11 protein-coding genes are annotated in these 12,470 nt (G+C 49.5%); 5 read left to right on the top strand and 6 right to left on the bottom strand.

Annotation, left to right across the window (positions count from 1 at the left end):
- Window positions 1–609 precede the first annotated feature (609 nt).
- The 6 genes from QF669_05795 to QF669_05770 all read right to left on the bottom strand — a co-directional run bounded on the left by QF669_05795 (window position 610) and on the right by QF669_05770 (window position 5,996).
- Window positions 610–1,326 (bottom strand): hypothetical protein, encoded by a 717-nt coding sequence (locus tag QF669_05795; protein ID MDP6456945.1) that lies wholly within the window; start codon window positions 1,324–1,326, stop codon window positions 610–612.
- Between the two features lie 128 nt (window positions 1,327–1,454).
- The gene (locus QF669_05790; protein ID MDP6456944.1) at window positions 1,455–2,042 is read right to left on the bottom strand and encodes a 3'-5' exonuclease; all 588 of its coding nucleotides are present in this window, start codon (window positions 2,040–2,042) and stop codon (window positions 1,455–1,457) included.
- Between the two features lie 70 nt (window positions 2,043–2,112).
- On the bottom strand, window positions 2,113–3,525 hold the full coding sequence (locus tag QF669_05785; protein ID MDP6456943.1) for a PhoPQ-activated protein PqaA family protein: 1,413 nt from the start codon (window positions 3,523–3,525) through the stop codon (window positions 2,113–2,115).
- A 99-nt stretch (window positions 3,526–3,624) separates the two neighbouring features.
- On the bottom strand, window positions 3,625–4,398 hold the full coding sequence (locus QF669_05780) for an HAD family hydrolase (GenBank protein MDP6456942.1): 774 nt from the start codon (window positions 4,396–4,398) through the stop codon (window positions 3,625–3,627).
- Window positions 4,395–5,342 (bottom strand): aminotransferase class IV, encoded by a 948-nt coding sequence (locus QF669_05775; GenBank protein ID MDP6456941.1) that lies wholly within the window; start codon window positions 5,340–5,342, stop codon window positions 4,395–4,397. The genes QF669_05780 and QF669_05775 overlap by 4 nt, the downstream gene beginning before the upstream one ends.
- The gene (locus tag QF669_05770; protein ID MDP6456940.1) at window positions 5,343–5,996 is read right to left on the bottom strand and encodes a nitroreductase family protein; all 654 of its coding nucleotides are present in this window, start codon (window positions 5,994–5,996) and stop codon (window positions 5,343–5,345) included. It lies immediately after the preceding gene.
- A 119-nt stretch (window positions 5,997–6,115) separates the two neighbouring features.
- Here QF669_05770 and QF669_05765 point away from each other — a divergent pair, with 119 nt between their 5' ends.
- From QF669_05765 to QF669_05745, 5 genes are all read left to right on the top strand, one after another.
- Window positions 6,116–6,406 carry a BolA family protein gene (locus tag QF669_05765; protein MDP6456939.1) on the top strand — a complete coding sequence of 97 codons (291 nt, stop codon included), beginning with the start codon at window positions 6,116–6,118 and terminating at the stop codon, window positions 6,404–6,406.
- Window positions 6,406–6,624, top strand: a complete 219-nt coding sequence (locus QF669_05760; protein ID MDP6456938.1) for a hypothetical protein — start codon at window positions 6,406–6,408, stop codon at window positions 6,622–6,624. Before QF669_05765 ends, QF669_05760 begins: the two co-directional genes overlap by 1 nt.
- The gene (locus QF669_05755) at window positions 6,621–7,127 is read left to right on the top strand and encodes an NYN domain-containing protein (protein MDP6456937.1); all 507 of its coding nucleotides are present in this window, start codon (window positions 6,621–6,623) and stop codon (window positions 7,125–7,127) included. The genes QF669_05760 and QF669_05755 overlap by 4 nt, the downstream gene beginning before the upstream one ends.
- Window positions 7,128–7,224: 97 nt before the next feature.
- Complete coding sequence (locus tag QF669_05750; protein MDP6456936.1) at window positions 7,225–9,609, top strand: aminotransferase class III-fold pyridoxal phosphate-dependent enzyme; 2,385 nt, start codon at window positions 7,225–7,227, stop codon at window positions 9,607–9,609.
- A 47-nt stretch (window positions 9,610–9,656) separates the two neighbouring features.
- A partial coding sequence (locus tag QF669_05745; protein MDP6456935.1) for a hypothetical protein occupies window positions 9,657–12,470 on the top strand: 2,814 nt, incomplete at its 3' end.

The following is a 12,470-nucleotide window of genomic DNA, read 5'->3' as shown; positions in this document are numbered from 1 at the left end:
TTACTACGGCATTACCACGTACATTGCGTCAATCAGAGGTAGGAGGGTGATTTTTTCAGGAATATAGGGAAATAGTGGAAGCCAATCAGGTTATGAGCCCGATATAAATACCAAAAATTATACCACTATGTGGGTGCTTCTTTTATTCCCGACGGCACCCCGTCACTTTCTGGGTTGAGATTGGGAAAGTGGTTGAGAAATTGACTTTGATAAGTTGCTTATAGATGCTCCGCAGGACCCCGCCGGGAAACTACAGGCCGGCAGGCCAGCATTTTTCAGAGCAGTTTTTTATATATATTTTTTATTCAGGCAGTCAAAGACTGGACTGAGTTCACCGAAACAAACTAACGAAGGAATAAGGAGTGAGAGATGAAAAAAAATATCAATAATGTTAATTTGTTGTACAACTTTTGTTTTGTTCAGTGATTCAGCACTAGCTCAAGATCAGAACACTGAAAAAGAAGATCTAGTTCAGTTAACTGTTGAAGAACGATAGCAGAGGTCAAGTTGGTTGTTCGATGTCGTGATGATTGCGGGTATTAATCAAGCAAAATCAAATTGAAGATTTTGAGCTATAAACGAAAAATCCTGCTAGGCATGATTCTTTAATTAAGATTTTGGCAACTTAAATGATAACATATGACTATCATTTCCGATTTTTATATTTACACCTAGACCATTTATTTTTATTCCATCAGTGCTATATGAACCTTGAGGTGTATTAATTCTAATAGGTAGCATTTTGACATAACATAGTCCACTAACTTCTTTTCCCGGGAAAATAGTATTTTTAAAAAGCAGACTGTTTTTTAAACTGTGCGTCGAAGCAACGGAGTTACTTATTTTTTGCCCTACAATCTGAGCATTGGCTGGATTATATCCTGATTGAGTAGTAGTCAGATTAACTTGACTACCACCAACTGTACCAGATGTCGTTGCAGTTTGGCTTAATGCAGCGTTCACTGCAGTTAATGCAATATCCAGATTATCAGCTTTAATTTTTTTTGATAAAACTACACTGGGGTCCATTACTTCTGTTTTTATTGGTCCAACATTAGTATCAAACAGAATAGAGACATTTTCATAACTAATAATTATTGGACTATCTGAAAGGTTTTTTGCTGAAAGAAATAATTGATATTTACCCGCCGGAGTTTTTACTGAATACGTCGTTAGGATAGAATTTTTTAATTGAGAAATCGCAATTGGTGTACCTTGATAATAAAATATCTCGGTCTTCCAGTCATCAATTGGTTCTAGGTTTATATTAATAACTGGTCCACAATTGAATTGCAGTATTGCAAATAAAATTAGGAGTTTTTTCATAGCTTCTTCCGATATCGTATACCCAAATCTATCCATCATCCCACAAACAAACCACCCTAAAAGACGGTGTGCCCGAACAGGGTGCTTTACCTGCCCACTCTCCCGAGGAGGGAGCAGGCGGGCATTTTTCAGAGCAGTTTTTTATCCCTGAATTTGAAATACAGTTCGCGCCCGACCCAGGCATCGGTGGCGGCATAGGTTATCTGTTTAGCGGAAAGTTTCCTGGCGCTCCAGTTCGTCGTGGATGCCCGTTTCGATATCCTGAAACCCAAAAAGAGTGCCGTCAGCCCCCGCAGGCCGTGGTGCGGTACGTCAGCCCGCCGGGCCGCTGCACCAAGATCTATGACCGCTTCAGGGTCAAACGGGGAGAGCTGCATCAACTCCGCCAGATCGCGCTTAAGGGCAATGCCGCATTTGATAATATCCGGGTTCGACAGGATATGTCGTATACTTTTGCAAAGCCCAACCTTATTTAACTGAAATATATAGACAGCATCATCTCCCGCCAGTTGAAGAATTGACGGCAAATGAGCCTCGCCCTTACGAAAGGCAGGCCGCGTCTCGGTGTCAAATCCGATGACCCTTTCTTTGAGCAGAGCATCGACGGCACGATTGGTATTATCTAAAGAAGTGACCACGTGGATCGGTCCGTCATACCTGCGCAGGGGAAGATCGTTAATTTCTTCTTTGGTTAATCTTTGGTAAGTGGATTGCATTGGTTCGGTGTTCGGTCTGATTTCCGGTCTACCGGCAACTTCAATAAAAAATTCATGTGCCTTGGCATCCTTAGCGGCTTATGGTTGTCCCCTTCGGCGCCTCGCTCACGAAGCCGTCAAAGGGATAGGTGTCGGGCGCAACCACGGTGCCGGTGGTAAAGGTAAACGGTAAATCAGAATCGGGATTGAATACGATTTCAAGAAGTCCCGCCTTGTACCCTTCTTCCGGCGCGGTGATACCGACAGAATAAACTCCGTCCTCCGCTCTGGCAATGCTCGTGGCCGTCCACGTCCTGCCGATGATGTCCACCCGGAAATCGCGTCCCTCCGCATTCACCGCCTCCCATTGAGTCACGCGGTAATGGGGATTCGCCGAGTGGTCAATCTGAGCGAAGATGGAGTCGCCGCTCACGTGCCACTCAAATCGGGGCAGATCCGTCTCTGAAATTACTGCCTTGTAGAAGGCCGTGAGGCTCATCAGATCATACTCTTCGTCCACCCCTTTCAGACTGTGATTGGTGTTGGGAATATACTGCACATATTTCTCTCCTGGCAGATCGTCCCAGTAGAAGCGCCACGAATCAGTGACGAAGAACTCATCGCCGGTAGCGTTGATGAGGAACTTGGGTAACTCCAGTTCATCGATGAACGAGTACGGTTCCACGATCTCCATCAGCCTGTCGAATTCTATGGAGCCCATCCAGTCCATTATCCCTTCATTGATGTAGTCGTTAATAGCGGGGGACCATTCCCCGTAACATCTCCAGTGGTGATCAAAGGAAGGGACCACATTCAGCAGATCAATGACGATGGGGATGATGGCCATGACGCGATCGTCCGTCACGGCGGTGGTCCAGGTGGTCCATCCTCTCTTCGATGCCCCCGCAGTGACGAACCTTTCCACCGGCTTGCCGGCCGACGACGATACCTTCTGCACCACGTCCATCCCCCTCACCACTGCCCTGGTCATGGGCAGTCTTGCCAGCCATTCCACATCCTCATCTTCGGCGCCCCCTTCGAGGAACTTGCGCCAGCCGTAGGCGATGAGGGCGTCTTCGTAACGCTCACCGGCGTCGTCATCGGCATAGACCACAGGCTGGAATGGAATGTTCGTAATGTCAGCCACGACTGACTTTGTCGCCACGGCGACCTGAACCAGAGTCGGATCGGCGGACTCGGGCGTCTCATCTTTATGACTTCCGCCGCCTATGATCATCAGCGCTTCTCTCTCCTCAATTTCATCAGGAACGACGATGGTCAGCCAGTGCTGCCACTCTACGGGATGCACTTCATTTGGTGTCAGCCACTGCTGCGATACCATTCTGATTATATATTCCTGCCACGCTTCACCGTCCACAACTTTTTCTATTTCAAATCGCGGTGCGGCTGCCTCTCGCTGCACATAATCCTTCATGAGAGATTCCCGCTTTGTGCAGGCTGAGAACAGCAGAACAGTACTTAGGGCGACGGCTGTTTTCTTCATCGGTTTATGTTTCCTCCTACTTTTGCAGATGCTCCATCACCTTTTTCTGGGCTTCACCACTACCAGGATGATGATCAGTTCATCTTTCCTTCTCTCAAATCACAACCCAACTGTCCTGCCATCTTTCCGGTCCGCTGACCCGCTCAGACGGAATTCCCGCAAGAAGCTGTAAACTCCCAGAGCCTGTTCATAGATCGGCTCCAGATCCCCGGAAAGCCGTTCGCTCTTCGGCCGGTACGGCAAATAGCCTGTGGACTTTTCGAGATTCTGATACCAGTATTTGCCCCATATGCCGTCAGTCTCCTGCCGGCCCGCCGGCCACGACAGCATCTCCTCGCTGAAGGGGATGCCCACTCGTTGACACAGAAGGGTCAACACTCTTTTCGGATTCTGCAGAATGTCCCGCGCATCAACTACCGGCGGCACTTCTCCGCAGTTCTCCTTCACCAGTTCAAATATCTCCTTCAGCCGCTCGTATCCCAGATCGTCAGCCGTCACCTCCTGCCTCGTCCGTTTGTAAGAGAGAAGCACCTCCCCGGGATCGCGGATCAGGAAACAGTTGACCATTTCGTCCAGCCACTTGCGGTCCATCTGCGGCAACAGGTGGTGCGCCATATGTTTCTGGTACCAGACCTTCTTGCCTTGCGGCACGGGACCCGTAATCCACGCTGCCACCTCGCGCCAGTCCGTGGACTGGGACGCCATCGCTTTCTCCCGTCCCGGATGATCTACGCCCGTAATCGAAAGATAGCAGGCGTAGAACGGCTCATCAGTCACAAATGTATCATCCCTGCTTTGCCACGAACGCATGAGAGTGGTGGAGATACTCCGCGGCCCCGACCACATGGCAATCCTGACAGCTCTATCCTTCACGCCGCCGGACACTCCCTCTCCATCAGTCCTGTATAGAGTTGCTGAAGTCTTAGCGTCATATCACCCCTCTTCCCGTCTGAGAGAAGATGTCCGTCAACCTCCACCACCGGAATGACTCCAGCGAACGTACCGGTCACAAAAGCTTCATCGCCAGAATGAACATCCTCTAAGCGAAAGTCCTTCTGAAAGACGGGGATATCATTTTCCTCACACAGACGGTGGATGTTAGCGCGGGTCACCCCTGGGAGACAGAATTCACCTGTCGATGTCCACACCTCGCCGTCACGGACTATAAAGAAATTGGTGGAATTGCAGGTGGAGACGTTGCCGTTCACATCGAGCATGAGCCCTTCGTCGTAACCGAGGCGGTCGGCCTCCAGGCAGGCGGCGATGCAGTTGTGCTTGCTCAGGGTATTCAGGCGCGGATCCTGTGTATCAGTCGTGCCGCGGCGGATGGAGACCGTTCCCAGTCGAATCCCCCTGTTCTTAACATCTTCGGAAGCAATCTTATACTCCGGAATGATCACGATGGAAGCACCACCTGTATTCGCCCTGGGATGCTGATACGGTGTCACCTTAAGTCCCCGTGAAACAACGAGCCGGATATGAACGCCGGAGGTCATGCCGTTGGCACTAATGGTATCGTAAATCTTCTGCGTCAACTGTTCCGGCGTCAGACCGATCCGGATGGCAAGAGCGTCGGCGCCATGGTAGAGGCGCTGGAGGTGGGCGTCCAGAAAAGCAAGCTTGCCGTTGTGGAGGCGTATCCCCTCCCATACACCGTCCCCCAAGAGGAACCCGCTGTCGAAGACGGATATCTTTGCTTCCGGCCGCGGTACGATATTTGTGTTCACGTAGATGAGGACCAACTCGTTCCTCGGATCAGACAGATATTCATGCGTGCCGCCTACCTCCCCGGCTGCAATTTCATGCCGTTGCTTCATCTAAATCACCTCTGCCACTTGCTCAAAACTCTTCTTCGTCAAGACCGGCACCTCAGCATCTGCCGCCGGATAGCCCACAGGAATCAGCAGAAACGCTTTCTCATTCCGGGGCCGGCTCAAAATCGTGGACAGAAATCCCATGGGACTTGGCGTATGTGTCAATGCCGCCAATCCGGCATTATGGATTGCTGTCAAAAGAAAACCTGAGGCAATTCCCACAGATTCGTTGACATAATAGTTCTTCAGATGCTGTGTCTCACTGACACGATAAACTTTCTTGAAGACAACGATAAGATAAGGAGAATCTTCAAGAAACGGTTTACGCCAATCGGTGCCGAGCGGTTCGAGATCTGCCAGCCATTCATCCGGAGCCCGGTGGTCGTAGAACTTCTTCTCCTCTTTCTCCGCGGCTAAGCGGATCTTGCGCTTAGTCTGCGGATCTTTCACGATAACGAAAGTCCACGGCTGTTTGTTGGCACCAGACGGTGCGGAGGAAGCAGTCATGACCACATTCCTGATCACATCGAAAGGAACCTCCCTTGTAGAAAAATAGCGCACGCTTCGCCGCTTCTTCATGAGTGAAAAATACTCCTTCGAACGGGCAAGCATTTCATCCTCGGATAGTGAATCGTAATCAAGGGGTTTGAATGACATGAGTTGTCTCCTATTCTTCTTTCCCGTAACGGAAAATACACGCTTCACCATGGGCTAATCAACATTATTCTCCACTCATCTCACGGTTGCAATCTTCTCTTTTCCGCCTTAGAATTACAATGGTGATGCAGGAAGAAATCGAACGGCGGCTGAGAAAAACGTTGAATGTGGCACATCTGGAAATTCAGGACGATTCAGCGCAACATGCCGGTCATACCACGAATCCCCACGCCGGCGGTCACTTCACCGCGCTGCTGGTATCGAAAAACTTTGAGAAGCTGAATCTTCTTGAGAGACACAGACTGGTCTATGACGCGTTGGGCAATCTCATGGGCAAGGAAATCCACGCTTTCTCCATGAAGACGCTCACCCCCGGTGAATACGACCGGTTGAAGAAAGACAGTGCCTGATGGATATTCTCGGTAAGCTGGGGTTGCTCCTGCTCCTCTTCGGCGTCATCGTCTTCGGCTCCAAGCTGCTACTGAGCCGGAAGACACAGAATGAATTGGACGCCCTTGATGACCTCGGATCTTCATTCTACCAGACGCATACCCGATGGATGACACGGCTCATTCTGATTGCCATCCTCACGGTTATCTTACTCTATATTGTATTTGTGCTGAAATGATCAGATATATCATAGACGGCCACAACTTCATCCACACCGTTCCGAGGTATCTCACACTTCTCGATCGTGACTATCCCACCTGCCTGAAAATGGTCAGCAACGATATTTCCGATTATTGCCACAGTAGGAAAATTGATATTTTTCTCGTCTTCGACGGCAATCCGCCGTGGGAACTACCGCGGGAATTGGAACGGATCACCCTCAAGTTCAGCGGCAAAGAGATCGACGCGGATGCCCTGATCCTTAAACAGGCCGCAAAGTGGCGCGGCCGGCAGACCATCGTCGTAACGGCGGACAGAAAAGTTGAGCGTGAGGTGACATCGCTGGGGTGTCAGGTGATATCGCCGCAAGAATTCGACCGCTTGCTGAAAGGAAAGAGACGCGGCCGCAAGAAGAAGTCGGTTGACCACCGCTCTAAGGATAAAAGCCTGTCGCAGACGGAGGTAGCGTGGTGGCGCGGCGAGATGGAGAAGGAACTGCAGAAAAAGAAGAATGAAGAGTGATCCCTGAACGCATAAGATGCCATTCCTTCAAATTTATGGGTCTACTAATCGCTCCTGGCTGGCTCCCAGGGGCAGACACCCGGGTAGACCGAATTAGATGACCTCGCCCCTGTTTGAGACTCCTCCGCCGCAGCTCTCTGAAGAGGAGGCGCAAACTGTCGCCAACGACTTTTACGGTATTTCAGCCTCGGCAAAACCCCTCGTAAGCGAACGCGATCAGAACTTCCTGCTGCAAGACGGTTCGGGGAAAAAATATGTCCTCAAGATAGCAAATCCCGCTGAAGTGCGAGCAACCCTCGAGATGCAGAACGGCGCCATAAACCACGTCCTTCAGAGGGAAAACAGTCTAACTATCCCCCGCATCCGCAAGAATCTCGCCGGCGATGAAATCACCCTTTTTGACAAGGACGGTGATGCACCCCTCATGGTCCGAATGCTCGATTACATCCCGGGTCAGTTCCTTAAGGAAGTTCAGCCGCACACCGCTGAACTGCTGCGGCAACTCGGGGAGTTGCTTGCAAGAACGGATTGCGCTCTCAAAGGCTACACCCACCCCGGTGCCGAGCGCTCCATCCCGTGGAATGTAACAAGTACAGCGTTTGTCAGAAATCACCTCTTCGATATTGAAGATGCTGCAGCACGATCCATAGTTGACTGTTTCGCCTCTCAATTTGAAAGATATGTAATTCCCAGACTTACCGCACTTCGGCACAGTGTCATTCATAACGACGGCAATGATGACAATGTTCTCATCCGCGTAAACAGTGATGGTGAATCGGAAATTGCAGGTATCATCGATTTCGGTGACATGGTATTTTCAGCGATCATCTGCGAACTGGCCGTCTCCATCGCCTATGTCATGCTAGGGAAGGAGAATCCTCTGCAGGAAGCCGGGCATGTCGTTGCCGGTTATCATCAAGAGTTGCCTCTTACAGAGAGTGAGCTGGAGGTCCTCTTCCCTCTGGCTTGTATGCGCCTCTGCACCACCGTCACCATGGCGACCTACCGCAAAAAGATCTTTCCACGAAACGACTACATTCGGATCACAGAGGATTCCGCCGCCGCTCTGTTGCGGAGACTGATCAAGGTCGATACGTCGCTGGCGGAAGACTTCTTCCGGCAGATCTGCAGCGGCCGAGCCAGACCAGCCGTTCCAACGCCGGAAGAGATCTTCCCTTCCGGCGGAGCCGCCACCGAAGAACTGTTGCAAGCGAGATCACAACACCTGGGAAGATCGCTCAGCGTGGCATACGAACAGCCGCTGAAAATCGTAAAGGGGCGGGGTCAATATCTCTTTGATGTTGACGGACGACCCTTCCTGGATGCGGTGAACAATGTCTGTCATGTAGGCCACTGTCACCCGAGAGTGGTGGAAGCGCTGCACAAACAGAGTGCGTTCCTCAACACTAATACGCGCTATCTGCACGACAATATCGTCGATTATGCCCGGCGCCTGTGCGAAAAATTTCCCGATCCCTTGAACGTCTGTTTCTTCGTCAACTCCGGTAGTGAGGCCAACGAACTGGCCATAAGACTAGCGAAAACTCACACGGGAGCGACAGACTTCGTAGTTATCGACGGCGCCTATCACGGCAACACCGATTCAGTCATGGAGATCAGCCCCTACAAGTTTGACGCTCCCGGTGGTTCAGGTGCGCCGCCGCACGTGCATAAAGTACCCATGCCGGACGGCTACAGAGGCAAGTACAAACTGGACGATCCGGATGCCGGCAGGAAATATGCTCACCATGTGCAAGAGTCCATCGCAACAATGATGGAGAACGACCAGCGGCTGGCCGCCTTTTTTGGTGAATCACTCATGAGCTGCGGCGGACAGATCATTTACCCTCCTGACTATCTCAAGGAAGCTTACCGTCATACCCGGGAGGCCGGAGGTGTCTGTGTGGCCGATGAGGTTCAGGTCGGTTTCGGCCGCGTAGGGACGCACTTCTGGGGCTTCGAGACACAGGATGTGGTGCCGGATATAGTTACTCTGGGCAAGCCTATGGGCAACGGTCATCCCGTGTCGGCTGTAGTGACTACGCCTGCAATCGCCGAATCCTTCGCCAAGGGCGTGGAATATTTCAGCACATTCGGCGGCAATCCTGTATCGTGCGCTGTCGCCGCTGCCGTGCTGGACGTTATCGAAGAAGAGAAGCTTCAAGAACACGCTCTCCGGGTAGGAACTGTCTTGAAGGAGAAGCTTAAAGAGCTAAAGGACAGTCACGAGATTATCGGCGATGTGAGGGGAATGGGTCTGTTTTTCGGCATTGAATTAGTTCTTGACCGGCAATCGCTGGCGCCGGCTGCTCAGCAAGCAGCGGTGATAATCAACACAATGAAAGAGGAAGGAATACTGCTGAGCACCGACGGGCCGCTGCACAATGTTCTGAAAATAAAACCGCCGCTAGTCTTCAGTGAGCCGAATGCCGACTTTCTGACGACTAGTCTGGATAAAGTTTTATCCGCAATCTCAGGTTAAGTACATTGTAAGTTGGCATCATGTCATTTCTGACCAGACTTTTACAGATGAAACCCGGCGAAGGAAAGAAGGTTCTACCTTTCTTCCTTTGCTTTTTCTTTGTAGTCGGTTCATTCATGTTTGGCAGGACCGCCCGGGACACCTTCTTCCTGAGTCGTTTCGATCCTACCTATCTGCCTCACATGATGATAATCACAGCCGTCATGATAGGGATTACCATCGCCTTCATGACCAAGTTGTCCGCCAAAATTCCCATCGTTCCGCAGATTATAGGAACATTCGGGATCGGCGCCGCCTCATTCATAGTGATTCAACTTTTATTGGCTGAATGGATTTATCCAGTTCTCTACATCTGGTTTGATGTAATAATCACCGTAATGATGATCCAGTTTTGGATGCTGACCGGTTCTGCTTTCACAGCCAGAGAGGCAAAACGGCTGTTCAGTCTCATTGCCAGTGGTGCCGCTATTGCTAACACTATACTCGGTTTTTCCATGGGAAGTCTTGTTGATGCATTTGGAACAAACTTCCTGTTACCAGCCACCTCTGTGTTCATCGGCTTTGCCATTGTGGCTGCAATCTTCGGCGGCCGTTTTATAGAAACGGATTCATCGTCATCATCCAAAAGTTCGAAACCAAAGAAAGAGACAAAAACTAAAGGAGGCATGCTGGCCTCGCCATATCTGAAAGTGATGACGTTAACCATAGCACTTGCGGCCGTGGTAGGCGCCCTAGTGGATTACCAGATGAAGATTATCACATTAAGGCATTATACAAATCCTTTGGATCATAAAATAACCGTAACAGAAGGTGACACCTCCGATTACTATACTGTGGTATTGCAGAGTCAACCCATTGATACCGTCAATATTTCTCTAACAGCTTCAGACACAAATATTGTGGTGGATCAGTCCGAACTGATATTTACCTCAGAAAATTACAGCACCATCCAGACGGTGAATGTGTCCGCGGTGGATGATGGCAAGGATGAAGAGGACCATACCAGCACCATTACTCATTCGGTTTCCAGTGATGATACCAACTATAGCCATATCACCATCAATTCTGTCACTGTTACAGTGATAGACAATGATACTGCCGGTATTACCGTCACAGAAACGGATGGAAGCATAGATGAAAAGGGAATGTCTGCTCTTTTCGGAATGCTCTATGGATCCATCGGTTTCATATCCATTTTTATGCAGTTCTTTGTAACAGGAAGATTTCTATCAAAGTTTGGCGTTCTGTGGGGCCTCATGTTTCTTCCTGCAGCTCTGTTTCTGGGAAGTGGGATGATATTTCTTTTCCCGCTTCTTCTCTTTTCAGGCGTGTTGGCAAAAGCAGGGGACCAGATCTTCAAATTCACTCTACACGATACATCCAGTCAGCTTCTCTGGTTGCCCGTCTCCCCTCAGGAAAAAAGTAAAGCTAAACCTTTTATAGATGGGACAATTAAGAATGGAGCAGCTGGCCTCGCCGGTCTACTTATCATCGGTTTATCGTTTTTCGTTGATGATATCAGGTTATTCTCCATACCCTCGGTAGCAATGCTTGCGGTCTGGCTGATGGCAAATTTCAAGCTGAAAACCGGTTATGTGGCGGAGCTGAGAAAAGCCATCGAAAAAAGACGACTCGATTTTGAAGAACTTGAGATAGATGTTACAGATCCTGTCATTGTTGAAACCATACGGAAAACGTTGACCGAAGGCGATGACCACCAGAAACTGTTCGCCCTCGATACCATGAAAGACCTTCCCCTGGCACCGTGGAAATCAGACATTCTGGAATTGTTCGAGAGTGGCTCACCTGTGTTGAAAGGCAAGATTCTTGTTATGACCAGTAAACATCCCGACATCATTCCTGATGACATGATAACTCCATTCATAGATCACGAGGATGAGAGCCTTGCCGCTCGCGCCATGATCAGCTGTGGCATCCGTCGAAATACATCCACAGCAGGACAACTGGTAGAACTACTTTCGGAAAGTAGTAAAGAAAAAAAAGCTGCCGCGGCGGCAAGTTTGATTCTCATGAAAGATACTTCTTCAAACCAAGCTAATGAAACAATCAATAAGATGCTTTTCAATAATAATAATGATACTCAATTGGCCGCTCTGTCTTCCGTTGGTCATATCTCGGGTATTTTATCAGATGAGGGTCTTGCTAAGTTGTTGAATGATGATTCACCGGATGTGAGAAGCAGAGCCGCTCAACTGGCAGAAGAAAGAAGTGATGAGTCTCTCATATCTCCACTTGTCAGAAATCTGGACGATCCACTCACCCTGCCGGCAGCCAGACGGGCCCTGAAATCCTTTGATGAGTCAACCGTCGCAGACAAACTGGGGGATGTGCTGAATGATGAGGAAACATCTGCAACACTATTGATAGGAGCTGTTCGTACGTTGAGTGATTACAGGGATCACGCTGATTTGGAAAAAATTATTGAACAAGGATCAAGTGACGAACTCGATCTCACGAAAGAAGTTATAGACAGTCTGCTTAAACTGGCACGGCAGTCACCTTTACCTGAAGAAATAATTCATAAGAGTGACGCACTTCTAAAAGAAATGGCTGAAGAGACTTACTGTGCCCTGACACTTTTCCAGATGTTCGAAGATGACGAAAAGGGGTACCTAATTAGAGATTTCCTTTCAACAACCATCACCAAACGTAAAGGTTTAATTCTAAAACTGGCACTTTTGCCTTTTCCCGATAGCCCCATTGAAACTTATATGCACGCTCTGACGGCTGGCGAGAGCGGTGCCCAATCCAACGTACTGGAAATTCTCGACAACCTGCTGTCCATTGAGATCCGGGAATTCATCATACCCCTGTTTGACGACTCTGATCTGAGCGAGAAA

Source organism: Candidatus Neomarinimicrobiota bacterium, from assembly GCA_030743815.1.
Lineage (GTDB): Bacteria > Fidelibacterota > Marinisomatia > Marinisomatales > S15-B10 > UBA2146.
This window is presented reverse-complemented; position numbering and strand designations above follow the sequence as displayed.

Excerpts from the sequence above, each read along its gene's own strand:
- QF669_05795 (MDP6456945.1), bottom strand. The coding sequence starts at position 1,326 with ATGAAAAAACTCCTAATTTTATTTGCAATACTGCAATTCAATTGTGGA.
- QF669_05790 (MDP6456944.1), bottom strand. The coding sequence starts at position 2,042 with ATGCAATCCACTTACCAAAGATTAACCAAAGAAGAAATTAACGATCTT.
- QF669_05785 (MDP6456943.1), bottom strand. The coding sequence starts at position 3,525 with ATGAAGAAAACAGCCGTCGCCCTAAGTACTGTTCTGCTGTTCTCAGCC.
- QF669_05775 (MDP6456941.1), bottom strand. The coding sequence starts at position 5,342 with ATGAAGCAACGGCATGAAATTGCAGCCGGGGAGGTAGGCGGCACGCAT.
- QF669_05770 (MDP6456940.1), bottom strand. The coding sequence starts at position 5,996 with ATGTCATTCAAACCCCTTGATTACGATTCACTATCCGAGGATGAAATG.
- QF669_05765 (MDP6456939.1), top strand. The coding sequence starts at position 6,116 with ATGGTGATGCAGGAAGAAATCGAACGGCGGCTGAGAAAAACGTTGAAT.
- QF669_05760 (MDP6456938.1), top strand. The coding sequence starts at position 6,406 with ATGGATATTCTCGGTAAGCTGGGGTTGCTCCTGCTCCTCTTCGGCGTC.
- QF669_05755 (MDP6456937.1), top strand. The coding sequence starts at position 6,621 with ATGATCAGATATATCATAGACGGCCACAACTTCATCCACACCGTTCCG.
- QF669_05750 (MDP6456936.1), top strand. The coding sequence starts at position 7,225 with ATGACCTCGCCCCTGTTTGAGACTCCTCCGCCGCAGCTCTCTGAAGAG.